This is a genomic window from Bradyrhizobium ontarionense, assembly GCF_021088345.1.
Taxonomy (GTDB): Bacteria; Pseudomonadota; Alphaproteobacteria; order Rhizobiales; family Xanthobacteraceae; genus Bradyrhizobium; species Bradyrhizobium ontarionense.
The window spans coordinates 7,480,080-7,504,791 of sequence record NZ_CP088156.1 but is presented as its reverse complement, the minus strand read 5'-3'; the positions used below and the strand labels follow the sequence as shown (position 1 = coordinate 7,504,791).

At 66.4% G+C, this 24,712-nt stretch carries 19 protein-coding genes and 1 other RNA gene; 2 read left to right on the top strand and 18 right to left on the bottom strand.

The annotated features are described in order from the left end of the window. Positions 1-301: 301 nt before the first annotated feature. The 16 genes from lpxC to rsmH all read right to left on the bottom strand — a co-directional run bounded on the left by lpxC (position 302) and on the right by rsmH (position 20,996). Positions 302-1,261 (bottom strand): UDP-3-O-acyl-N-acetylglucosamine deacetylase, encoded by a 960-nt coding sequence (gene lpxC / locus LQG66_RS32925; protein ID WP_231319959.1) that lies wholly within the window; start codon positions 1,259-1,261, stop codon positions 302-304. Positions 1,262-1,609: 348 nt separating this feature from the next. Then, the gene (ftsZ, locus tag LQG66_RS32920; RefSeq protein WP_231319958.1) at positions 1,610-3,436 is read right to left on the bottom strand and encodes a cell division protein FtsZ; all 1,827 of its coding nucleotides are present in this window, start codon (positions 3,434-3,436) and stop codon (positions 1,610-1,612) included. A gap of 90 nt (positions 3,437-3,526) precedes the next feature. Then, a complete protein-coding gene (gene ftsA, locus LQG66_RS32915) occupies positions 3,527-4,846 on the bottom strand; it encodes a cell division protein FtsA (protein ID WP_231319957.1) in 1,320 nt (439 codons plus the stop codon). Beyond that, positions 4,843-5,898 (bottom strand): cell division protein FtsQ/DivIB, encoded by a 1,056-nt coding sequence (locus tag LQG66_RS32910; RefSeq protein WP_231319956.1) that lies wholly within the window; start codon positions 5,896-5,898, stop codon positions 4,843-4,845. Before LQG66_RS32910 ends, ftsA begins: the two co-directional genes overlap by 4 nt. A gap of 308 nt (positions 5,899-6,206) precedes the next feature. Further along, complete coding sequence (locus LQG66_RS32905) at positions 6,207-7,196, bottom strand: D-alanine--D-alanine ligase family protein (RefSeq protein WP_231319955.1); 990 nt, start codon at positions 7,194-7,196, stop codon at positions 6,207-6,209. A 67-nt stretch (positions 7,197-7,263) separates the two neighbouring features. Then, complete coding sequence (gene murB / locus LQG66_RS32900) at positions 7,264-8,187, bottom strand: UDP-N-acetylmuramate dehydrogenase (RefSeq protein ID WP_231319954.1); 924 nt, start codon at positions 8,185-8,187, stop codon at positions 7,264-7,266. A gap of 4 nt (positions 8,188-8,191) precedes the next feature. Further along, positions 8,192-9,595 (bottom strand): UDP-N-acetylmuramate--L-alanine ligase, encoded by a 1,404-nt coding sequence (gene murC, locus LQG66_RS32895; RefSeq protein ID WP_231319953.1) that lies wholly within the window; start codon positions 9,593-9,595, stop codon positions 8,192-8,194. Between the two features lie 188 nt (positions 9,596-9,783). Then, positions 9,784-10,887 (bottom strand): undecaprenyldiphospho-muramoylpentapeptide beta-N-acetylglucosaminyltransferase, encoded by a 1,104-nt coding sequence (gene murG, locus LQG66_RS32890; RefSeq protein ID WP_231319952.1) that lies wholly within the window; start codon positions 10,885-10,887, stop codon positions 9,784-9,786. 71 nt (positions 10,888-10,958) lie between these two features. Further along, on the bottom strand, positions 10,959-12,110 hold the full coding sequence (gene ftsW, locus LQG66_RS32885; RefSeq protein WP_231319951.1) for a putative lipid II flippase FtsW: 1,152 nt from the start codon (positions 12,108-12,110) through the stop codon (positions 10,959-10,961). Positions 12,111-12,255: 145 nt separating this feature from the next. After that, positions 12,256-13,656 (bottom strand): UDP-N-acetylmuramoyl-L-alanine--D-glutamate ligase, encoded by a 1,401-nt coding sequence (gene murD / locus LQG66_RS32880; protein ID WP_231319950.1) that lies wholly within the window; start codon positions 13,654-13,656, stop codon positions 12,256-12,258. A 1-nt stretch (position 13,657) separates the two neighbouring features. Next, positions 13,658-14,764, bottom strand: a complete 1,107-nt coding sequence (gene mraY, locus LQG66_RS32875; RefSeq protein ID WP_231319949.1) for a phospho-N-acetylmuramoyl-pentapeptide-transferase — start codon at positions 14,762-14,764, stop codon at positions 13,658-13,660. Between the two features lie 200 nt (positions 14,765-14,964). Further along, on the bottom strand, positions 14,965-16,341 hold the full coding sequence (locus LQG66_RS32870; protein WP_231319948.1) for a UDP-N-acetylmuramoyl-tripeptide--D-alanyl-D-alanine ligase: 1,377 nt from the start codon (positions 16,339-16,341) through the stop codon (positions 14,965-14,967). Next, complete coding sequence (locus LQG66_RS32865) at positions 16,338-17,798, bottom strand: UDP-N-acetylmuramoyl-L-alanyl-D-glutamate--2,6-diaminopimelate ligase (RefSeq protein WP_231319947.1); 1,461 nt, start codon at positions 17,796-17,798, stop codon at positions 16,338-16,340. Before LQG66_RS32865 ends, LQG66_RS32870 begins: the two co-directional genes overlap by 4 nt. A 70-nt stretch (positions 17,799-17,868) precedes the next feature. Then, entirely contained in the window at positions 17,869-19,617 is a 1,749-nt protein-coding gene (locus tag LQG66_RS32860; RefSeq protein WP_231319946.1) for a peptidoglycan D,D-transpeptidase FtsI family protein, read from the bottom strand. Next, positions 19,614-20,006: a cell division protein FtsL gene (gene ftsL, locus LQG66_RS32855; protein ID WP_231319945.1), complete on the bottom strand. Its 393-nt coding sequence runs from the start codon at positions 20,004-20,006 to the stop codon at positions 19,614-19,616. Before ftsL ends, LQG66_RS32860 begins: the two co-directional genes overlap by 4 nt. A 3-nt stretch (positions 20,007-20,009) precedes the next feature. Continuing rightward, positions 20,010-20,996, bottom strand: coding sequence for a 16S rRNA (cytosine(1402)-N(4))-methyltransferase RsmH (gene rsmH / locus LQG66_RS32850; RefSeq protein WP_231319944.1), 987 nt, complete (start codon positions 20,994-20,996; stop codon positions 20,010-20,012). A 564-nt stretch (positions 20,997-21,560) separates the two neighbouring features. Between rsmH and LQG66_RS32845 the strand changes: the two genes are divergently transcribed. Beyond that, complete coding sequence (locus LQG66_RS32845) at positions 21,561-22,412, top strand: N-acetylmuramoyl-L-alanine amidase (protein ID WP_231319943.1); 852 nt, start codon at positions 21,561-21,563, stop codon at positions 22,410-22,412. Between the two features lie 4 nt (positions 22,413-22,416). Here LQG66_RS32845 and LQG66_RS32840 read toward each other — a convergent pair whose 3' ends face one another. Together LQG66_RS32840 and LQG66_RS32835 are read right to left on the bottom strand one after the other, a co-directional pair. Further along, on the bottom strand, positions 22,417-23,661 hold the full coding sequence (locus LQG66_RS32840) for an RNA polymerase sigma factor (protein ID WP_231319942.1): 1,245 nt from the start codon (positions 23,659-23,661) through the stop codon (positions 22,417-22,419). Between the two features lie 96 nt (positions 23,662-23,757). Continuing rightward, positions 23,758-24,111: a YciI family protein gene (locus LQG66_RS32835; RefSeq protein ID WP_231319941.1), complete on the bottom strand. Its 354-nt coding sequence runs from the start codon at positions 24,109-24,111 to the stop codon at positions 23,758-23,760. 139 nt (positions 24,112-24,250) lie between these two features. Between LQG66_RS32835 and rnpB the strand changes: the two genes are divergently transcribed. Beyond that, an RNA gene (rnpB, locus tag LQG66_RS32830) (RNase P RNA component class A) lies at positions 24,251-24,693 on the top strand. The last annotated feature ends 19 nt before the right edge of the window (positions 24,694-24,712 follow it).

Genomic DNA, 24,712 nt, shown 5'->3' with positions numbered 1-24,712 from the left:
AGGAAGAGTTCCACCCGCGGCGCGCATCACGCTACGCCGGCCTCTCTAACTGAAAAATCATCGTCAACCAACCGCATAGGCAGGCAATTCGCCCGGATTAAGGCGAGACCCGGACGACGGTATTCGATCATGGTTAGCGCGGAAAAAGCCGTTGGAAAACGTGTATTTGCCGCGCGGGCCGGGATGCGCCACGGCGCCCCTGAAACAACCGGTCACAAAATAGTTGGGACGGCAATCAGCCGCAAGCCACGCCGCAACCCAGTCGCGAAACTTCAGGTCGCCGAGAACGATCGGTCAGGTCTCAGGACACGTCCGGACCGAACGCCGGGGCGATCATGCCTCCGACCATGCCGCCGGCAACCTCGGCTGCGACGCGGGGACGACGCACCGTCTCACCCTCGATCACCCGCCAAGCGGTGCGATCAGCCATCAGCGCGGTCAGGACCGCATGGTTCAGCTTGTGACCGCCACGCACCGACCGGTAGGTTCCGAGCATCGGGAGACCGGCCAGGGCCAGATCACCAATCGCGTCCAGCACCTTGTGACGGGCGCATTCGTCGGCGTAGCGGAGGCCTTCGGGATTGAGCAGACGATCCTCGTCGAACACCAGCGTGTTCTCGAACGAGGACCCCAGCGCGAAACCCGCGCTCCACAGACGCGAGACGTCGCTCATGCAGCCGAACGTACGGGCGCGGGCGATCTCGCGGCGGAACCGCTCGGGAACGAGCTCGAAATGGTAGGCTTGGCGACCGATCACCGGGTTGCTGAAGTCGATCTCGACCTCGACGTGGAAACCCGTGCTGTTTGGACGCAACTCGCCGAACGAGGCGCCCATCGCGACCTGAACCGGCTTCAGCACCTGGATGTAGCGGCGCGCCGCCGACTGCGACATCACACCGGCCTGTTCGATCGCAGCCACGAACGGTGCGGCACTGCCATCCATGATCGGAACTTCGGGACCATCGACCTCGATCAGAGCGTTGTCGATCCCCATGCCACGCAACGCGGCCAGAACATGCTCGGCGGTCGACACCAACGGACCGTTGCGGTCACCGAGGACAGTCGCGAGTTCGGTGGCGATGACCGAACCGAAGGTCGCCTGGACCTCGCGGTCGGCCCCATCGAGCCCGGTCCGGACAAAGACGATGCCAGCATCGATCGGCGCGGGGCCGATGGTCAGATTGACGGGAGCGCCGGAGTGAACACCTACACCGCTGACGGTGGCTTGCGAACGAAGCGTTGTTTGCCGGCTGAATTTCATCGACGATCGCCCAAGACCCCACCTGAGTGTCCCGCCGGCCGCCCCTCGCGAAACCGACTCACGTTCAGGTATCCCCAAGTCACGCCAGAACCTTAACCACGCCCCCTGGGGGCGCCAACTCACGCTTCTTTACGGATTGTTACCCTATCTCCGCCGTATTCGCGCCAAGCCTTAACCAAACTGGAACATGGCCTTAACCCTCGGCGTCCCCCATCTAAACACCGAAAGAATAATTAATCCTTTAAAATCAGTTAGTTGCGTAGCTGCAAAGGACTCCTAGGAGCCCAGCAAACAGGCCCGGCTCTCGCGAGCCGGGCCTGTTCAGCGCCGTCCGGGCTGTAACAATTCTCAGGTCGCCTGCCGGCGGAGGAACGCCGGGATATCCAAATGATCATCGCCCTGTGGCGCCGGTGCCACAGGCGCCGGGCGCCCGTGGACATCCAGACCCTGGGGCGCAGGACGGCGGGCATATTCCGAGACCGGCGATTCGTGGTTTGCCATCTGCTGGGCAACGTTCCGCTGCGGCTTCCGATCCGGCAATGGGGGCATCTGCGGCATGGCCGGACCGGCGGTTCGCGCCGACACCGGCGGTTCGCTGTCCTCGTCGCGGCGACCAAGGCCGACATTGGCCAAGCGCTGCAGCAGCGACATCCGGGTCTTCTGCGGATGGTCCTCGCCTTCATCGCCCCTGGCCTGCCGAATCTCGGCCTGGGCCGGCATCGGCAGCTCCTCGAATTTCGGCATGCGCTGCGCGCGGGCCGGAACGCGCTCGGCGGCCTGCGGGATGAACGTCTCCGGCAGCGCCGCGGGTTCGATCGGAGCCGCGCGCTGGGCCTCGGGCTCAGCGAACAGCGACGGCTTTTGCGCGATCGGGCGCACCGACACATCGCCATACGACGCCGACTGCACGGGCGCGGGCTCGCTCGCCATGGCAGCAGCCACGGCGGCCAGCGTATCGCGTTCGAGATTCGGAGCCGGCCGCTGCGCAGGCGCCATCTGGGCGGAGGCAGGTGCCGCGACGGCCGGGGCCTGCGACGCCTGCTGCTCGAGCTTGGCGGCACGTTCGGCCAGCCGCTGATTGTCGGCGCGCAGGCGTGCGGTCAGGTCGGCGAGGCGGCTTTCGGGAAGACCCGCGGGAGCGGTCGGGGCGGCGGCAATCGGGGCGACAGCCGCCGCCGGCTGTGAGGTCGTCACGTTCCGGTTGAACTGCGCCTGCTCGATTCCGGTCGCGACCACCGAGACCCGGATCAGGCCATCGAGCGATTCGTCGAACGTTGCGCCGACGATGATGTTGGCGTCCTGATCGACCTCCTCGCGGATGCGGGTCGCGGCTTCGTCGACCTCGAACAGCGTCAGATCCTTGCCGCCGGTGATCGAGATCAAGAGGCCACGGGCGCCCTTCATCGAGGAATCGTCGATCAGCGGGTTGGCGATGGCGGCCTCCGCGGCGGTCAGGGCGCGCTTCTCGCCCGAAGCTTCGCCGGTTCCCATCATCGCCTTGCCCATTTCTCTCATCACCGCTCTCACGTCGGCGAAGTCGAGATTGATCAGGCCTTCCTTGACCATCAGGTCGGTGATGCAGGCGACGCCGGAATAAAGCACCTGGTCGGCCATCGCGAAGGCGTCGGCGAAGGTGGTCTTCTCGTTGGCGACCCGGAACAGGTTCTGGTTCGGGATGATCAGCAGCGTGTCGACGACCTTGTGCAGCTCGGCGATGCCCGACTCGGCGGTGCGCATCCGGCGCGCGCCCTCGAAGTGGAACGGCTTGGTGACGACCCCCACGGTGAGGATGTTCATCTCGCGCGCGGTCTTGGCGATGACGGGAGCTGCACCCGTGCCGGTTCCGCCGCCCATGCCGGCGGTCACGAACACCATGTTGGCGCCCGAGAGATGATCGCGGATCTCGTCGATCACCTCCTGCGCGGCCGCGGAGCCGACGTCCGGCTGCGATCCGGCGCCCAGGCCCTGGGTCACCTGCGTGCCCATCTGGATGATGCGCTGGGCCTTCGACATCGTCAGCGCCTGCGCGTCGGTGTTGGCGACAACGAAGTCCACGCCCTGCAGCCCGGCGGTGATCATGTTGTTGACCGCGTTGCCGCCCGCGCCGCCGACGCCGAATACGGTGATCCGGGGTTTCAGCTCGTGGATATCAGGAGGGGTAATAGTGAGTGCCATGTTTGCCTCTCGATCACGCGCGCGTGGGTTCGCCCCGGCCGCCGGCCGCGGGTGGTGTTGGTGAAATTCGCATGGGACGGAACTCGGTCATCAGAAGCCCTCGCGTAGCCATCGTCCGACCTTTCCGAAATAGCCGTCGGTTCCTGTCCCGACCTGCCGCGTATGCCGCGGTTCGACGTGTTCGAGGTGCGCGTATTGCGGATAGACCAGGAGTCCCGTCGGCACCGCGAAGGCGGCATTCTTCGCCTCGTTGGGGAGACGGCCAAAGCCGAGTGGACGGCCGACACGCACCGGGCGACCGAGGATCCGCGTCGCGAGCTCGACGAGCCCCGTCAGTTGCGAAGCCCCGCCGCTGAGGACGACGCGCGCCTTGGGTTCTGCCGCAAAGGGCGAATCCTTCAGCCGGTCGCGGACCATTTCAAAAATCTCCTCTGCGCGGTGCCTGACGATGTTCGCGATGGTGGCGCGGGACACGATCTGCGGAACATCCCGCTCGTTGTCACCGGCCGTCGGAACAGACATCAACTCACGCGCGTCGGACCCGCCAGTCAGCACCGTGCCATATAACGTCTTGATTCGCTCGGCATCTGCAATGCACGCTGATAGTCCGCGCGCAAGATCCATGGTCACGTGATGCCCGCCGAGCGCAAAGCCGGAGGCATGCACGAAGCGACCGCCGGAATAGATCGCGATCGTCGTGGTGCCCGCCCCCATCTCGACCACGGCCGCACCGAGATCCGCCTCGTCGTCGGTCAGCACCGACAACCCGGCAACATACGGGCTCGCAGCCATCGCCTCGACGTTGAGATGGCAGCGCTCGACCACGAGCATCAGGTTCTTGGCCACGGTGGCGTCGGTCGTGACCACGTTCATGTCGACGCCGAACTGCCGGGCCAGCATGCCGCGGGGATCGCGGATGCCCTTCACCCCGTCGAGCGTGTAGCCGACCGGCAAGGCATGCAGCACCGCCCGCCCGTCGCCGGTGGCGTGGTGCATGCCGGTCGAGGTCACGCGGCTGACGTCGGCCTGGGTAACTGCGCCGCCGCGAATGTCCGATGTCGCCTCGATCAGGTGGCCCATCACGCGGCCGCCGGCGACCGGCAGCAGGACGGATTCGACCCGCACCTTCGCCATGCGCTCAGCCAATGCGACCGCCTGGCGGACGGCCTGCTCGCATTCGACCGGGTCGACCACGGCCCCGGCCTTGACGCCGCGGGACTGGATCTGGCTGTAGCCGATCAGTTCGACCGCATGGCTGCGGCCGCGCAGCGCGTCGCTCGGCGGCGCCGGGCGCAGCCGCGCGATCATGCAGGCGATCTTGCTGGTGCCGACGTCGAGCGAGGCGACCAGCGCGGTGCGCTTGTGCGCCATCGGCCGCGTCTTCGGGGTCTGGCGATCGAAGCCGGTCATGCGTCACCGGCCTTCTTCTTGGCCTTCGCCTTGTCCTTGAACAGATCCTCGCGGGCCTTTGCGGCGTCATCGGATAATTGCACGGTCAGGCGATCGGGCAGCCGCATGTCGATGGCGACGATGTCACGCGAGAACAGCTTGTCCTCCTGATCGAGTCGGCTGAGTGAAGCCAGCGCGTTGCCGACGTCGTTCTCGGGCAGGCGGATGTCGAGGCCGTCCTTGGTGCGCAGGTTCCAGCGCCGCTCACCGACGAAAACCGCCGCCTTGGTCACGGCGCGCACCTGCGGATAACGCGCGAGCAACGCCAGGAAGTCGCGCGCGCGGCTCTCGGCGCCCTTCCCCACCACGAGCGGCAGGGTCAGGAACGGGCGCGACACGTAAGGCTCGAGCACGGCGCCATCATCGGCGATGACCGAGAGACGGCCGTCCTGCTGCCATAGCGCAAACGCCTTGCGTTCGACGATGTCGATCTGCAGCTGGCTGGGGAAGAATTTCTGCACCGTCGCGTCGGCGATCCAGGGATTGGCCTTCAGCTTGTCGCGAACGGCGGCCGCATCGAGGAACAGCAACGACGATCGGCCGGTGACGCCCCCGGTCGCAAGCACCTCGTCCTGGGTCAGCTGCTTGCGCCCATTGATGGCGACCGCGGTGATGCGGAAGCCCGCGGCATTTGCCAGCGCGTTGCGGGTGTCCGACAACGCGGCACTGACGTCCTGGGCGTGCCCGCCCTTGACGATCCCGAGCCAGACGCTGCCGAACAGCAGGGCCACGGTCGCAACCGTGCCGAGACGACGCGGCACATAGCGTTCGACGAATTCGACCACGCGCGGCGGCGCCTCGCGCTCGGCCATCGGCGCGAGCGCGGCCTGCACGGTTTTCGCAGTAGGCCTGGTCAATCTGTTCGCGTGCCGGCGCGAGCCGCCCCGAGCGACTCTGACGCGCGGAAGACGGGCTGAGACATACTCGCGCAGCAGGATCACCGCGCCAAGGGCAGCGGCTTTCAGGTCAGCTTCAGGCCTCTGCGATCGAGCGAGGCGTCCTGCACCATCCATTGCACGAGCTCATCAACTGTTGCGCCCGCAAATACGTCGCGGACCCGCGCCCCCCGTCCCGACCAGCCGGAACGCTGGTGACCATCGCGATGTGTTTCGTCACGACGGTTCGATCCGGCAGCCGAGCACCACTGAGGCGCCAGCGTTAACCTTCGGACGTCCTGGTAAACAAAAAGTAAAATCGGTCCGGAGAGATGATATTTTTCTCCGATTTATGAGGGCCTTGCCGCGAATTATTAAGCATTTTACCGATTACAGGAACCACCGTGGGACGCCGGGCCGGGTTCCTCCGGGGCGTCGCTCGCGCCCTATCTGCGGACCCGGCGCTCGGCCAAGGCGATCTGCTGCTGCAGGAAATCGACGAAGGAGATGCCCTGCGCCGTCAAAGCCTTGGGGTAGAGCGAGGCGGCGGTGAGCCCGGGCAGCGTATTGGTCTCGAGATAGACGGGGCCGTCGGCCGAGACGATGAAGTCGGTGCGCGAATAGCCACCGCAGGACAGCGCCCGATGCGCCTTGATCGCCTCCGACTGCAGCGCCACCGTGATCTCCGGGCTGAAGCGGCCCGGGCAGATCTCCTTGGTGGCCGCGGCGAGATACTTCGCAAAATAATCGAACGCGCCGTCGGCCGGCAGGATCTCGATCGGCGGCAGCGCGATCAATGATCCATCGGACTGTTCGAGCACGCCGCAGGTTGCCTCCGTCCCGGTGACAAACGGCTCGATCAGATACTCATCGGTCGCGGCCGCGCTGCGAACGGCGACGAGGTCCTGCCCGGCGTTGACGAAGATGAGCCCGAAGCTGGAGCCGTCCTTGACCGGCTTGGCGATCAGCTTGCCGTAGCGTGCGAGCGCCGCTTCGGCGTGCTCCAGCGCGACGCCCTCTGCAGCGGTCACACCGCCGAGCACGGCAAAGCGCTTGGCCGCAACCTTGTCGAAGGCAAGATGCGAGGCGGCCGACCCCGATCCGGTGAATGGCACGCCGCGAGTCTCGCACATCACTTGAAGTTCGCCGTTCTCCGCCCGGCCGCCATGGAGACCGAGCACCAGGAGTCTCACCTCGGCTCGGGCACGATCGAGCGCCTCGCCGAGGCTCCCGATGCCGGCGCCGTCGGCGGTGAACGGCTCCTCGAACGGCTTGGCATGCGCAGCCAGCGCCTTGCCGCTCGCCTGATGCACCGTGTCGTCGGCCTCCCAGAACCAGAGGTCCGCCTCGGGCAGCGCCGCATGCAGCGCTTTCGCGCTCGCGACCGAGACGAGTCGTTCCTTGTTGGATCCGCCGAACAGAATCGTGATGCGCATCAATGTCTTCTCGGGTTGATCTCAGACCGGGCGTGGCCGCCCTGCGATGGCAGGCGAAGCGGGCTTATCAGTTCGCCTTGAGTCCAAGGCGTTTGATCTCCCACTGCAATTCGATGCCCGACGTCGCCCTGACCCGCTCGCGCACGGTCTCGCCGAGCATCTCGATGTCATGGGCCGTGGCGTTGCCGGTGTTGATCAGGAAGTTGCAGTGCATCTCGGAGACCTGCGCGCCGCCGACCTTGAGGCCACGGCAGCCGGCGGCATCGACCAGCTTCCAGGCCGAATGTCCCGGCGGGTTCTTGAACGTCGAGCCGCCGGTCTTCTCGCGGATGGGCTGTGCATTTTCCCGATGCGCCTGCACCTCGGCCATGCGCGACCGGATCGCCTCGGGTGCCGACGGCGTGCCGCGAAAGCGCGCCGCGGTGAAGATCAGCGACGGATCGGCACCGCTCGCGCGATAGGTGAACTTCATGTCGGCATTGTTGAAACGATGCGTCTCGCCCCGACGGTCGACCGCAATCGCCTCGATCAGAATATCCTTGGTCTCACCGCCATTGGCGCCGGCATTCATGCGCAGCGCCCCGCCGATCGTTCCGGGGATGCCGAACAGGAATTCGAGCCCGGACAGGTTCGCGGAAGCCGCGACCTCGGCCACGCGCTTGTCCAGCGCGGCGGTGCCGGCGGTGATGATATCACCCTCTGCTTTGACCTCACCGAAGGCACGCGGCGCCAGCCGGATCACGACGCCCGGCACGCCGCCATCGCGCACAATCATATTGGAGCCGACACCAACGACATAGACCGGCAGATCGGTCGGAAGCCGCTGCAGAAAGTAAGCGAGGTCGTCGGCATCTGCGGGGGTAAACAGCACCTGCGCCGGACCGCCGACGCGGAACCAGGTGAGCGGCGCCAGACCCTCATTGGCAAGCAGCCGCCCGCGCAACTCCGGCATCGCGGCTTTGAGATCGGGCGTGAGGTCGGGGAAGCTCACCGCCCTACCCCAGCGCCTTGAGCTCGTTCGGCAGCGCGTACGCCCATTGCGTGATGTTGCCGGCGCCGAGGCAGACGACGAGATCGCCGGATTTGGCGACCCCCTTGACGACGCCGGCGAGATCCGCGGGCTTTAGCAGCGGCACCACTTCGCGATGTCCGTGCGCCCGCAGCCCAAGCACGAAGTGATCGCGGTCGATGCCGTCAATCGGCGCCTCTCCCGCGGCGTAGACGTCGGCGACGATGACGGAGTCAGCGTCGTTGAAGCAGGTGCAGAACTCCTCGAACAGCGACTGCAGGCGAGTGTAGCGATGTGGCTGCACCACGGCGATGATCTTGCCGTTGGTGGATTCACGCGCCGCCTTCAGCACGGCCGCGATCTCGACGGGGTGATGACCGTAATCGTCGATGACGGTGACGCCATTCCACTCGCCGGTGCGGGTAAAGCGGCGCTTGACGCCGCCGAAGCCCGCGATCGCTTTGCGGATCGCCTCGTCGGACAGGCCGAGCTCGCGCGCGACCGCGATGGCCGCCGTTGCGTTCGAGGCGTTGTGCCGGCCGGGCATCGGCAGCGCGATGTCGGAAATCTCGTGCGTCGCGCCGCTCTTGCGGTCGCGGAACACGACCTTGAAGTGTGAGCCGCCGCCCATCGGCGTGAGGTCGACGAGGCGGACATCGGCCTGCGGGTTGACGCCGTAGGTAATGATCCGGCGGTCCTCGATCTTGCCGACCAGCGCCTGCACCACCGGATGATCGATGCACATCACGGCGAAGCCGTAGAACGGCACATTCTCCACGAAGGCGCGGAACGCGTCCTGCACGGCGTCAAAGGTCTTGAAGTGATCGAGATGCTCGGGATCGACATTGGTGACGATGGCCACGTCTGCCGGCAGCTTCAGGAAAGTGCCGTCGCTCTCGTCGGCTTCGACCACCATCCACTCGCCGCCGCCGAGCCGCGCATTGGTGCCATAGGCATTGATGATGCCGCCGTTGATCACGGTGGGATCGAGACCTCCGGCATCGAGCAGCGCGGCAACCATTGACGTTGTTGTCGTCTTGCCGTGGGTGCCGGCAATCGCAACGCAGCTCTTCAGCCGCATCAGCTCGGCCAGCATCTCGGCGCGCCGCACGACGGGAATGCGCTGGGCGCGCGCCGCCATCAGCTCCGGATTGTCGCGCTTGATGGCGGTCGAGACCACGACGACATCCGCACCCGCGACGTTCTCCGCCTTATGGCCGACGCTGACGGTGACGCCCTTCTCGCGCAGGCGCGCGACATTGGCGTTGTCGGAAGCGTCCGAGCCCTGCACCGTGTAGCCGAGATTGCACAGCACCTCGGCGATGCCGCTCATGCCGATGCCGCCGATCCCGACGAAGTGGATGGGTCCGATCTCGCGCGGCAGTCTCATGAGGCATCCCGTCCTTGGTGTCGCGGGACGGCCGGCTCCGGCCCGGCGCGCCCCGAATCATGCGCCCTTCATGCAAGACATGGCAGGCCGGGACAAGCCCGCAAAAGCCGGAAAAACCGCGAAATTTCAGGCGTTCCGGCCGGATTTTGGCCGATTTTTTGCCATTCCTGATCCGCTGGCGAACGATCTCAGAGGCCGGCAGTCCTGATCACCAGGTCCGCCAGCCGCTCCGCCGCATCGAGGCGGCCGGCCGCACGCGCAGCCTGCACCATGGCAGCGAGGCGCGACGGCTCGGCGGCGAGCGCCGAGATCTCCGAGGCCAGCCGGTCGGGCGTGAACTCGGCCTGCACGATCCGGATCGCGGCGTTCGCCTCCGACAGCACGCCGGCATTGGCGAACTGGTCCTGGTCGATGGCGCCCGGCAGCGGCACCAGGATCGCGGGCCGACCGATCGCGGCGAGCTCGGCCACGGTGCCGGCGCCGGAGCGCGAGATCACGAGATGATTGGCCGCGAGCCGCGCCGGCAGGTCGGTAAAGAAGGGCGCAAGCTCGGCATTGATCCTGAGCCGGTCATAGACCGCGCGCACCCGCGCCATGTCCTCCTGGCGAACCTGCTGGGTCAGCACCAGCCGGCCCCACAGCGCCGGCTCGAGCCGCTCGATCGCGCCGGGCACGATGTCGCTCATCACCCGCGCGCCCTGGCTGCCGCCGACCACGAGCAGCCGCAACGGGCCCGAGGTCTCCGGCGGGACATACGGCACGGCCGCCGCTTCGAGAATGGCGGGGCGCATCGGCGTGCCCACCGTCGTGGTCTTGGCCGCCAGCGCAGGATCCCGATCGAGCACGCCGGGCAGCGAGGTCGCGATCGCCTTCACGTGCGCGGACAGGAAACGGTTGGCGCGGCCAAGCACGGCATTGGCGTCGTGGATGAGGCTGGGCACGCCGGCGAGCCGCGCCGCGAGCAGCGGCGGCACGGTCGGATAGCCGCCGAAGCCGATCACCGCCGCGGGCTTCAGCCGTCGCATCAGGTTGAACGCGGCCACTGTGCCGGTGCCGAGCAGCAGCGCGGTGCGGGCCAGCGCCACCGGCGAACGGCTGCGCACCGTCTCGCTCGGCACCACGTCGATCATGTCCTTGGTGAACAGGCCGCTGTAGCGCAGCGCGCGCGCATCGGTGACCAGACGGACGCGATAGCCGCGCCTGATCAGCTCGACGCCCAACGCTTCGGCCGGAAACAGATGGCCGCCGGTGCCACCGGCAGCCAGTAGAATGAGAGGCGCTATGCTGGTCATGCGCGCATGTTTACAGGCAATGTGTCGTCATTGCGAGCGAGGCGACCAGCGTCCGCAATCCCAAGGAATCATCACGCATAGCTACGCAGGGCACCCGCGGCGCCCGTCGCTTCGATCTCGATGCGCGGGCGCTGCCGCGTCAACGCCAGCATCATGCCGACACCATAGGCCAGCGATACGATCGACGAGCCGCCATAGGAGACGAACGGCAAGGTCATGCCCTTGGCCGGGATCAGCTGCAGGTTGACCGAGATGTTGATCGCCGCCTGGATGCCGAACAGGATCGCGAGGCCCGACGCCGCGAAGCGCGAGAAGGCGTCCTCGGTGGCATAGGCGCGCGACAGCGTGCGGATCACGATGAAGGCGAACAGCGTGACCAGCGCGAGGCAAAGGATGATACCGAATTCCTCGGCCGCGACCGCGAACACGAAGTCGGTGTGGCTGTCCGGCAGGCTGCGCTTGGCGATGCCCTCGCCCGGCCCCAAACCGAACCAGCCGCCGTTGGAGAAGGCCTCCATCGCGGTGTCGACCTGGAAGGTGTCGCCGGAAGCCGGATTCATGAAGCGCTTGATGCGCCCGGCAACGTGTGGGACCAGCAGGTAGGCACCGAACAGGCCGGCCGCGGCGGCGCTTGCCAGGCCGGCGACCCAGATCATGCGCATGCCGGCGATGAAGAACAGCGAGCCCCAAACCATCAGGATCAGCATGGTCTGGCCGAAATCCGGCTCCATGACCAGGAGCGACACCAGCATCAACAACAGCGCCAGCGCCATCGTGGTCGCCGGCATGTCGGGTCGCCGCGCCGATTCAGAGAACAGCCAGGCCACGACCACGACGAAGGCCGGCTTGGCCGCTTCGGAGGCCTGGATGTTGACGCCGACCAGCGTGATCCAGCGTCGCGAGCCCTTCACCTCCGGACCGATCGCGAGCGTCAGCACGATCAGCACGATCGCGATCGCGAACACCAGCAGCGCGCTGCGGCGGATCTGGCGCGGCGACAGGAAGGAGACGCCGATCAGCACGATGAAGGATGGCAGCAGGAACAGGACGTGACGGTTGAAGAAGTGAAAGGGATCGAGCCCGATCCGGGTCGCCACCGGCGGGCTGGCCGCCAGCGACAGGATCACGCCGCACAGCATCAAGGCGAGGATGGAGCCGAGCAGCGGCTTGTCGACCGTCCACCACCAGTCGGACAGCGGATTGCGTTCTTCACGGGAGAGCATCGGGCGTCCACCTGAGGCCTTAAGGAATCAGCCCATTGGCGCCCAGGATGGTTATCGAAGAGTTAAGCGAACGCTTACATCTTGGTCGCTGGAACCAGCCGACACGCGTTCGCCCTCAGAGGCATGAGTGGCGACCGCCCATACGTCACACCACGGGCTCAACGCCCGGCAACGCCTGCACCAACTCTCGGAAGCGCGTGCCGCGGATCTCGAAATTGCGGAACTGGTCGAACGAGGCGCAGGCCGGTGACAGCAGGACCACGGCCTCCTTCAGGCCGGAGGCTTCAGCATCTGCAGCCGCCTGCGCCACCGCGATCTCCAGCGTGCCCGACATGTCATGCGGCACCTTGTCACCGAGCGTCCCGGCAAACTCCGCGGCCGCCTCGCCGATCAGATAGGCCTTGCGGATGCGCGGGAAGAAGCCGCTGAGGCTCGTGATGCCGCCAGCCTTGGGCTTGCCGCCGGCGATCCAGAAAATGTCGGCGAAGGACGACAGCGCATGCGCGGTCGCGTCAGCATTGGTGCCCTTGGAATCGTTGACGAACAGCACGCTGCCGCGGCGGCCGACCTGCTCCATGCGATGCGCGAGCCCTGGAAAGCTGCGCAGGCCCTGCTGCAGCACGTCCTCCTTGACGCCTAGCGCGAGCGCAGTCGCCGCCGCGCAGGCCGCGTTCTGCGCATTGTGCTGGCCGCGCAGCGAGCCGATGCCGCCGAGCCGCGCGATCTCGCTGCGCGCCCCGCTCGAGCTGCGCACGATCGTCTCGTGCTCGACATAGAGACCGTCGGCCAGCGGATTCTTTACCGAGATGCGCACGACGCGCTTGCCGGCCTGATCCAACCGGTCGGCAACCGCGCGCGAAAAACCGTCGTCGACACCGACGATCGCGGTGCCCTTGGATTGGACACCCGCCACCAGCCGCTCCTTCACGGCGGCATAGGTCTCGATGGTGCCGTGGCGATCGATGTGGTCCTCGCTGACATTGATCAGGATGCCGACGGTCGGATCGAGCGAGGGCGTGAGGTCGATCTGGTAGGACGACATCTCGATGACGTGGACGCGGCCCATGCGCGCAGGCTCCAGCGACAGGATCGCGGTGCCGATGTTGCCGCCCATCTGGGTGTCGTAGCCGGCGACCCGCATCAGATGCGCAATCAAGGCCGTCGTGGTCGACTTGCCGTTGGTGCCGGTGATGGCGACGAACGGCGCGTCCGGTGCGTGACGCTTGCGCTCGCGGCAGAACAGCTCGATGTCGCCGATCACCTCGACGCCGGCCTCGCGCGCCCTGAGCACGCTCCAATGCGGTACGGGATGCGTCAAGGGCACGCCCGGCGCCAGCACCAGTGCGGCGAAATCAGCCCATGAGACGGTGCGCAGATCGGCGGTCACGAAACCGGCCTTGGCCGCCTCCGCCAACCGTTCGGCTCCGTCGTCACCTGCGACCACCTCGGCACCGCCGGCGCGCAGCGCATGGCAGGAGGCAAGCCCCGATCCGCCGAGGCCGAACACGGCGACCGTCTTGCCGGCGAATGAGGTGACGGGGATCATGTCAGCGCAGCTTCAGCGTCGACAGACCGACCAGCGCCAGCATCACCGAGATAATCCAGAAGCGAATCACGATCTGCGGCTCCGTCCAGCCGAGCTGCTCGAAATGATGATGGATCGGCGCCATCCTGAAGATGCGCTTGCCGGTCAGCTTGAACGACGCGACCTGCACGATCACGGAGACGGCTTCCAGCACGAACAGGCCGCCGATCACCGCGAGCACGATCTCATGCTTCACAGCGATCGCGATCGAGCCGAGCATGCCGCCCAGCGCCAGCGAGCCGGTGTCGCCCATGAAGATCGAGGCCGGCGGCGCATTGAACCAGAGGAAGCCGAGCCCGGCGCCGAGGACCGCGCCGCACAACACGGCGAGCTCGCCGGTGCCCGCGACATAATGGATCTGCAGATAATCGGAGAACACGGCGTTGCCGGCGAGGTAGGCGATCAGGCCGAAGCTCGCGGAGGCGATCATCACCGGCACGATGGCGAGGCCATCGAGCCCGTCGGTGAGGTTGACCGCGTTGCCGGCGCCGACGATGACGAAGGCGCCGAAGAGGACGTAGAGCCAGCCGAACTTGATGACGAGGTCCTTGAAGAAGGGAATCGCGAGCCCGGTCGAGGATGGATCCCGTCCCAGGCGGACCAGCGCATAGCAGGCAACCAGCGCGATCGCAGCCTCGATGAGCAGACGTGCGCGGCCGGCAAAACCCGAATGCGACTGCTTGGTGACCTTCAGATAATCATCGTAGAAGCCGACGAAGCCGAAGCCGAGCGTGACCGCGAGCACGATCCAGACGTAGGGGTTGAGCGGATTGGCCCACAGCACCGTGGAGACGACGAGTCCCGACAGGATCATCAGGCCGCCCATCGTCGGCGTGCCCTTCTTGCTGATGATATGCGATTGCGGGCCGTCTGTCCGGATCGGCTGGCCCTTGCCCTGACGCAAGCGAAGATGATCGATGATCCAGGGGCCGAACAGGAACACGAACAGAGCCCCCGTGACCACGGCGCCGCCGGTCCGGAAGGTGATGTAACGAAACACGTTGAGGAGCCCGCGAAAGATCGACAGGCTCGGAAACGTATTCGTCAGCTCGATCAACCAGTAGAACATCCAACCCGCCTATGCCGCCTCACCGAAATTGAGCCACGCGTCCGCAGATTCTCGCCCCGCGAATCCGGTTCGGCCTTGTTTAACCACGATCGGGGCCGAGGTGCGAATCGTTGCAATCGATGGAGAGCTCTTGCCCGGCATAGCTGCCCAGATGGCCAGAGGAAAGATATCCTGCCGCCGCGCCGCGATATCGCCCGATTTCAATTCGTGCGCTGCAGAGCCGCGGCGAGCTTCGACACGAACTTGTTGACCCAGAAGATCTTCTTGCTGCCCTTGATGACGACCGCATCTCCCGGCGCGAGCAACGCCGCGACCTGCGCGGGATTCAGCGTCACCGGATCCTCGTGCCAGCCGAGTCGCTTCTCCTGCGGCAACCGCTCGAACAAATGGCGCATCAGCGGACCGACGCAATAGACACCGTCGATGCCGGTGAGGTGACCGACCATCCCCTCGTGATAGGCGGGCGCTTCCGCGCCGAGCTCCAGCATGTCGCCGATGACGGCTATCCGCCGCCCACGCACCGGCCGGGCCTGCAGGCTGTCGAGCGCCGCGGCCATGCTGGCCGGATTGCCATTGAAGCTGTCGTCGATCAGAACGACCTCGCCGATGGTCTGCTCGACGCCGCGTCCGGTCATGATGCCGACCTGACCGAGATCCTGCGCCAGCAGCGCCGGATCGAGCCCGGTGGCCGCAACGGAAGCGAGTGCCGCGAGTGCGTTGAGGACCCGGTGCGGGGCGCCGGGCGTCAGCACGAAATCGACCCGGCGGCCACAGACATCGGCCGTCACGTCCCAGTTCTCGCCATCAGGCGTGTGCGCTAGCTCACGCACCTCGGCATCGCCGCCGAAGCGGATCACCTTGCCTCCCCATTCCGGCGCCGCGAGATCAGCCGGAAGCACCAGAATTCCATCCTTGGGCAGCCCCTGCGCGATCGAGACCTTTTCCCGCCTGATGGCTTCCAGGCTGCCGAGCTTCTCCAGATGCACGGGTTGGACATTGACGACAAGGGCGACCGTCGGCTTTGAAAGTTCCGTCAGCCGCGCGATCTCGCCGACCTGATTCATGCCCATCTCGACCACCCAGACCGAGGCATGCGGATCGGCATTGCACAGTGTCAGCGGCACGCCCCAGAAATTGTTGAAGCTCGATGGGCTGGCGGAGGCGCCGGGATAGGCGGCGATGAACTCCTTGGTCGAGGTCTTGCCGGCGCTGCCGGTGAGGCCGATCACCGGACCATGAAAGCGGGCGCGAGCGGCGCGCGCCAGCGCCCACAATCCATCGATCAGCGTGTCCGGCACCACGAGTTGAGGAACCGTGATGCCGTCGATCCTGTGCGGCACGATCATCGCGACGGCGCCGGCCTTCTCGGCATTGGCCGCGAACTCCCAGCCGTCACGATTGGAAGCAAAACTCGACACGAAGCCACCGCTGGGCGTACCGCTCAGCGCGACGAACAGGCTGCCAGGCTTCACAACGCGGCTGTCCTGCGTCACGACATCGATCGGTGTCTCCGGATAGTCGCCGGCGAGGCCGAGCGCGCGCGCCGCCTCGGCCACAGTCCACAGCGCCTTCGTCATGATGTCCTCGATGCCAATGCGTCCGCGACCGCTTCATGGTCGCTGAAATGCAGAACCGTGCTGCCGATGATCTGTCCGGTCTCGTGGCCCTTGCCGGCAATGACCAGCGCGTCACCGGGCTGCAGTTCGCCGATCGCGACCCGTATCGCCTCGGCGCGGTCGCCGATCTCGCGTGCCCCCGGGGCCGCAGCCAGGATCGCGGCACGGATGGCAGCCGGGTCCTCGCTGCGCGGATTGTCGTCGGTGACGATGACGCTGTCGGCTTCTGCGCTGGCGATCGCGCCCATCAACGGCCGCTTGCCGGCATCGCGATCGCCGCCGGCGCCGAACACGACGGCGAGTTTTCGTGCGGCATAGGGCCTAAGCGCCTGCAGCGCCTTGGCGAGCGCGTCCGGCTTGTGGGAGTAATCGATGAAGACAGGAGCGCCATTGTGCTCACCGACCAGTTCGAGCCGCCCCTTGGCGCCCTCGAGCTTCTCCAGCGATTCAAACACAGCTTGCGGGTCGCTGCCGGTGCCGATCGCAAGGCCCGCCGCCACCAGCGCGTTTTCGATCTGGAACGCGCCAACCAACGGCAGCCGGAGCGCATGCATGCGGCCGCAATGCTGGACCTCAAGCTGTTGGGCAAATCCGCTGACGGCCGTTGCGACGAGCCGGATGCCCTCTCCTATGCCGTCGCCTCGTGCCCCGACGGTCATCAGACGAAGCCCGCGCGCCTTCGCCGCGGCGATGACCTCCGCCGAGCAATCATGATCCGCCGAGATCACCGCAGCGCCGCCCGGCGGCACGAGGTCGCGGAACAACCGCAGCTTGGCGTTCAGATAGTGCGCGATGTCCGGATGATAATCCATGTGGTCGCGCGACAGGTTCGTGAACCCGCCGGCCGACACCCGCACGCCGTCGAGCCTGAATTGGTCGAGCCCATGCGACGAGGCCTCGAACGCCAGATGGGTGACGCCATCCTGCGTGATCTCGTCGATCTGCCGATGCAGCGCGATCGGATCCGGCGTCGTCAGCGAGCCGTAGACGGTGCGCTTGTCCGACACCAGCCCGATGGTCCCGATGCTCGCAGAGCTGTGACCGAGCATCTGCCAGATCTGCCGCGTGAAGGCCGCGACCGAGGTCTTGCCGCTGGTGCCGGTGACGGCGGCAATGGTCGCCGGCTGCCGCGGGAAGAAGCGCGATGCGGCGAGGGCCAGCGCGCGCCGCGCATTCGGCAGCACGACAAAGGGGACCGGCAGGTCTGTCGCAGGCGCTGCCGCGCCCGCCACCACAACGGCACCGGCCGCGATCGCCGCTTCGATGAAGCGTGCGCCGTCGGTCCTGGTTCCCGCGAGCGCGAAGAACAGATCGCCCGGCCGGACGGCGCGGCTGTCCACGGCGAGGCCGGAGACTTCGACGGCGGCGATTTGCGGGTCGAGCCCCGCCTCATCGCCGAGGAGGTCGTGAAGTTTCATCCTGGTCCCGTACCGGTCCTGGCCCCGCCCCGGGCGGCGGAGGCTCCAAAGCCTGCGATTCGACGACGGCTTACTGCGTCAGCCGCGATGCCGCAAGAATTTGGCGGTCGGACGGCGGCAGGTCGAAACGCGGCTCGATGCCGAGCAACGGCCCGATCCTGGAGATCACATTGCCGGCGGTCGGCACCGCGTTCCAGCCGGACGTGATGAAGCCGTAGGTCTCCTTCAGGGACTGCGGCTCGTCGAGCATGATCAGGAGCTGGTAGCGCGGCTTGTCGGCCGGGATCACGGCGGTGAAGAGGGTCAGCACCTTCTTCTTGGCGTATCGGCCGTTGATGACCTTCTCCGCGGTGCCGGTCTTGCCGCCGATGTAATAGCCCTTCACGTCGGCCTTGCGCGCCGTGCCGATCTCGGCGTTCAGGCGCATCAGGTAGCGCATCTTCTCCGAGGTTTCCGGCTTGATGACACGCTTGCCGAGCGCCAGCGCCTCCTCCTCGGTCCGCTTCATGAAGGTCGGCGGAATCAGGATACCACCATTGACCAGCGCGCTCACGCCCATCACGCCCTGCAACGGCGCCACCGCCATGCCGTGACCGAACGCGATCGTGATCGTGTTCAACTCGGCCCAGCGCTTGGGCAGGATCGGCGAGGCGCTCTCCGGCAGTTCGGTGCGCAGCCGGTCGAACTGTCCCATCTTGCGCAGGAACGCCTTGTGGCCCTCGACGCCCTGCGTCAGCGCGATCCTGGCAGCGCCGACGTTGGACGAGAAGGTGAACACCTCCTTCGTGTTGAGGAAGCGGCCCTTTGGTTCGTCGTCATGAATAGCGAACTTGCCGTAATGCAGCGGTCCGCGCGCATCCCACAGCGAGTTGAGATCATACTTGCCGCTATCGAGCGCCATCGCCAGGGTGAAGGCCTTGAAGGTCGAGCCCATCTCGTACACGCCGGTGGTCAGGCGGTTGATCCGATCTGGATCGTGCGCTTCCTTCGGATTGTTCGGATCAAAATCTGGCAGCGACACCATGGCGATGATCTCGCCGGTCCTAACGTTGACGACGAGACCGGAGGCTGCCTTGGCCTTGAACTTCTCTTTGGCCTTGAGCAGCTCGTCGCGCAGCGCGTGCTCGACGCGCAGATCGACCGAGAGCTCGATCGGGCGCTGCAGACGATCGGTGGCGAAGCCGGCGCGATGCAGGTCGGCGAGACCCTGATTGTCGAGCCATTTCTCCATGCCGGCGATGCCCTGGTTGTCGATGTTCACCAGGCCGATCAGATGGGCCACCTCGTTGCCGGTCGGATAGACCCGCTTGTTCTCGCGCAGGAAGCCGATGCCCGGCAGGCCAAGGCGATGAATGTCCTGCTGCTGCTTCGGCGTCATCTCGCGCTTCAACCAGACGAAGCCCTTGCGCGACAGCAGCCGGTCGCGGACCTCGCCCGTATCGAGATCCGGCAAGGTCGCCGTCAGAAGCTCGATCGCCTCGTCCTTGTCGATGAGGCGGCGCGGCTCGGCGAACAGGCTCGGCGTCTTCACGTCGGTGGCGAGAACGGCACCGTTGCGGTCGACGATGTCGGGCCGCGCGGTGGCGATGGCGTCCTGCTGCGCGGCACGCCGCGCGCTCGGACCATCCGAGCCGATCGCGAACATCACGAGCCGGCCGCCGATGACCGCGTAGACGGCGGCAAAGGCGACGATCGCCAGACCGATGCGCGCACGCGCCTTCGCGGTGCGATCGACGTTGCGCCCATAGAGCAGCGTGCGCACCAGTCGCTGCCGCCACGGCTCCTGCGGCCTGGCCTGCGGCCCAAGCTGGTCGGTCATTGCTGATCCTCCGGACGCCCCACCGACCCCGTTACAGGGGGCTCCTCGTTGACGGCATCGATCGCGTCGATCATCGACCCGATCGGATCCGGATTGCCCGGCCGGACCAGTCTCGACGGCCGATCCGGCAGATTCTTGAGGCTGTCATATTGGGTGGCGTTGAGCGGCTTCAGCGGCAGGTGCCGTTCGACCAGTCCCTGCAGGCGCAGCGGCGCATCGAGCTTGGCCCATTCCGAGCGCAGGACCGCGATGGCTTCACGCTGCTCGCGGATCTCGGCGCGCAGCTGCAGCACGCGTTCCATGCGCGCGGTGGAGTCCATCTTGATGCGATAGACATAGGCAGCCGCGAAAATCAGCGAGCAGATCACGACGAGATGCAGGAGGCGCATCGGTCACCCTCCCCGCAACACATCGGCCAGCCGCGGCCAGGGTGACGACGATGGCGCGAGGTGTGCCGGCGCAGCCGTGCGCTCTGCCCCCCGCAGCTTGGCGGACCGCGCCCGAGGGTTGGCCTCGATCTCGACCTCCGCGGCCACGACCGGCTTGCGGTTGAGCAGCTCGAAGCTCGGTTTCTGCTGCGCGACCTCGGGCAGATGACGCGAGCCGCCGCCGGTCTTGCTGCGCTCGGCCAGGAACGTCTTGACGATCCGGTCCTCCAGCGAGTGGAACGAGACAACGGCGAGCCGGCCACCGGGCTTCAGCACGCGCTCAGCTGCCGTCAGCGCCTGCTCGAGCTCGTCGAGCTCCTCGTTGACCAGGATGCGCAGAGCCTGGAACGTCCGCGTCGCCGGGTGGATGTCGCCGGGCTTCGATCGCACGACACGGGCGACGATATCGGCGAGCGCGCGCGTGGTCGTGATCGGCTGCTCCTTGCGGGCTGCGACGATGGACCGCGCCACGGCGCGTGAATGCCGCTCCTCGCCGAAGATATAGATCACGTCGGCCAGACTGCGCTCGGAGGCCTGCGCGACGATGTCGGCCGCGGTCGGCCCCACGTTCCCCATCCGCATGTCGAGCGGACCGTCGAACCTGAACGAGAAGCCGCGCGCCGCGGAATCCAGCTGCATCGACGACACGCCGACGTCCATGACGATGCCGTCGACACCTTGCGCCGCGCAGATATCCTCGATCCGGGAGAAGCGGTTTTCGACCAGCGTCAGCCGGCCGCCGGCCTGTTCGACGAGGCCGGCCCCGCCGGCAATCGCAGTGCTGTCGCGATCGATCCCGATCACCCGCGTTCCGGGCGTCGCCAGAATCAGCCGCGTGTAACCGCCGGCACCGAACGTCGCGTCGACATAGGTTCCGCCCTCGCGCGGTGCGAGCATCTCGACCGCCTCCGGACCGAGCACCGGGACGTGCCGCTGGTCAGCCGTGCTCACGCGGCCCCCCGCAAGGATGCCACTGATCCAGACTGACTTTGGTCGGCAGCGAGCCCATCGCGCCTCAGATCCTCGCGCCCCGTCAATTCCCCAAGCCATCCTCCGGGACGGTCGATGCCCCGTCCACCCCATGCGTGATCACCGGCGTGTTGCGGCTGCGCCGGGGAACAGACCCCCGAACCGACAGCAATCGCACGGCGCCAAGCGTTCCCGGCACCGCTCAAGACAGTGATCTCCCGTGCAGGACCTTGCATGGTGGCGGCTTGCCGTCCCGAAAGCCGGCTTGGCTGTTCACCACTTAGTAACGGCGCTTAGCGTTAACAAACCGTTGACGGTCTGTGGCGGATGTTGGGCACTTGAACGGGATCGCGGCAAAGTACGATGCGGGATCGACCGCTCGCCCTCTCCGCTGCAGTCGTTCGACCGAACCGGCGCTTTTGCAGAACGGTCCAATCAATATGATGGGCCTGCATGCGATTTCGATTGCGACGGGGACATGCAAAAGGGTAGTGGCTGCCCATATTCGATTTGAGCCATTGCCGTCGCCGCCGCTTCGAGTCCTTCATGCCGAATCCCACAGACAAGCCCGAATCGAAGCGTCCCCGCGCGCTGCCGATTCTCAAGGGCATTTCGGACCTGCCTGTTTTCACGCCGGACTCGTCGATTGCGTCCGATGTGATCCCGTCGGCGAATCTCGGTGAACGCAAGGGCGGCCGCCAGCCGGACATGGTCATCCTCCACTATACCGGCATGCCCGACGTGGAAGGCGCGATCACCAAGCTGTGCACGGCCGGGACCGAGGTGTCCGCGCATTACATCGTGCTCGAGGACGGGCGCATCGTGCAATGCGTGCCGGAGGCGATGCGCGCCTGGCACGCCGGTCTCTCCTCCTGGGGCGGCGACGAGGACATCAACTCCTGCTCGATCGGCGTCGAAATCGTCAATCGCGGTCACGACTGGGGCTACCCGGATTTCCCTCCGCGCCAGATCGCGGCCGTGATCGCACTGTGCCGGGGCATCATGCTCCGCCGCAATGTCCCGGCCCACCGCGTGCTCGGTCATTCCGACGTCGCACCTTCGCGCAAGAAGGATCCGGGCGAGAAATTCCCCTGGCACTCGCTGGCGAATTCGGGTGTCGGCCACTGGGTGCAGCCGGCCGCGATCACCAAAGGCGAGACGCTGAAGCTCGGCAGCATCGGCGATGACGTCAAGGGCTTGCAGAAGGCGCTCGCCAAATATGGCTACGGCGTGCCGATCACCGGCAAGTTCGACGGCATCACCATGGACGTCGTCACCGCGTTCCAGCGGCACTTCCGCCCCGAACGGATCGACGGCATCGCCGACCGCTCCACCTTGTGGACACTGCATGCGCTGCTGACGAGCCTGCCGGCGGACGAACCGGCACCGCGCGCATGACGCCTCAGGACGCAGCATCGAGTTCGGCGAGCCTGCGGGCATAGAGCCGCTTGAGCGGCACGAGTTGCGTCGCTTCGCTCGCCACGCGATAGGCTGCCCGCGCTTCTTCATGGCGGCCAAGCCGCCGCAACAGATCCGCCCGCACCGCCGGCAACAGGTCGTACTGCTTCAATCCGCCGCGCGCGGCCAGTGCCTCGACCAGCGCAAGTGCCCGCGCCGGACCATCGACCATCGCGATGGCCGCGGCGTGATTGAGCTCGATCACGGGCGACGGCGCGATCCGCAGGAGGACTTCGTAGAGGCCGACGATCTGGCGCCAGTCCGTGTCCTGGTGACTTGGCGCACGGGCGTGAAGTGCGGCAATTGCGGCCTGAACCGTATAGGGCTGCGGCAGCCCTCTCATGCTCAGCGCCTGGTCGACGAGCGCGAGCCCCTCGGCAATCTGCTCACGATTCCATGAGGAACGATCCTGCTCCTCGAGCAGGACGATGTCACCCGACGCGGTGGCGCGTCCGGCACGGCGCGCATCGTGCAGCAGCATCAGCGCGAGCAGGCCTTTGATGTCCCGGGCCTCCGGCATCAGACCGACCAGCAGCCGGCCGAGCCGGATCGCCTCGCGGGCAAGATCGTCCCGCATTGGCTCTGCTCCCGACGTCGCCAGATAGCCTTCCGTAAACACCAGATAGATCACGGCCAGCACGCCCCGGAGGCGCTCGTCGAGCGCTTCGCGTCCCGGCACCTGATAGGGAATGCCGGCAAGGCGGATCTTCTGCTTGGCGCGGACCAGGCGCTGGGACATCGCGTCTTCGCCAACCAGAAAGGCCCGCGCAATTTCCGCCGTGGTCAGGCCGCACACCGTCCGCAGCGTCAGCGCCACCTGGACCTCCGGCGCGAACGACGGATGACAACAGGTGTAGATCAGCCGCAGCATGTCGTCGTCGAGATCTGCCCGCTCCGCGACGTCATCGTCTGCAGCATCGAGCTCGATCGCCCGCACGATCTGGGGCTCCTTGTCGCGGAAGGCGATCTGGCGACGGATCCGATCGATCGCCTTGTTGCGGCCGACATTGACCAGCCACGCGCGCGGATTGGCGGGCAGCTCCGTCTGCCGCCAGGTCGCGAGCGCCGCCGCGAACGCGTCCTGCAGCGCGTCCTCGGCAAGATCGAAGTCGCCGATCAGCCGGATCAGCGTCGCCAGCGCACGACCGGATTCGTCGCGGAACACCTTCTCGACCGCGTCAGGGCTCATCGAAACCCGCCTCGATTGTCCGTGCGGCGAGCCGAGGCTCGCCGCGTGACCGTGATCATGTCCTGCTCACGCGCGGGCATCTGCATCCATCCCGCATCAATGATTGTACTGCCAGACCGGCCGCACCTCGATCGAGCCGACGCGGGCGCCGGGAATCCGCGCGGCTATGCCGATCGCCTCGTCGAGATTCCCGGCCTCGATCATGTAATAGCCGCCGAGCTGTTCACGGGTTTCGGCGAAGGGGCCGTCCGTGGTCAGCATCTTGCCGTCACGAACCCGCACCGTGGTCGCCGTCGTGGTCGGCTGCAGCCGGTCGCCGCCCTTGTAATTGCCGCTCGAGATGATCGACTGGGTGAAGGTCTGGTACTCGGCCAGCATAGCCTGCTCGGTGCTCTTGTCGCGCTTCGCGTATTCGACCTCGTTCTGATAGATCATCAACAGATATTGCATGGGATTTGCTCCTTGCGTGCGGCTGGATTGCCGACATCCAGTCGAACGGCCCGTCAGGGGAACGACACGATCAGCATAATATTTTTCGTGGACTCCTCGATGGCTTGACGCGCGGCGGCGGAAGTCCCATCAAGCGATGTCAGTCGGCCGGACGGCCGCTCCGACAGGTGCCGAAAGGCCGTCGGAGAGGAAAGTCCGGGCTCCATCGACATGCGGTGCCGGATAACGTCCGGCGGGGGTGACCCCAGGGAAAGTGCCACAGAGAACGAACCGCTTCCTCCCGCGAGGGAGGCAAGTAAGGGTGAAAAGGTGCGGTAAGAGCGCACCGCGGGGCCGGCAACGGAACCGGCATGGTAAACCCCACCGGGAGCAAAACCGAATAGGGATGGCCACGCGGAGACAATCGCCAAGGCAGACGATCGCCAAGGCGATGACGTCCGCGGGAGCGATGTCAGGCTCGTCATCCGGGTAGGTTGCCCGAGGTCGCGCGCAAGCGCGATCCCAGAGGAATGGCCGTCACGTATCGTCATGCGCAAGTGTGGCGGTGCCCTACAGAACCCGGCTTACAGGCCGGCTGATATGTTCATGAGGGGCTCGGCGC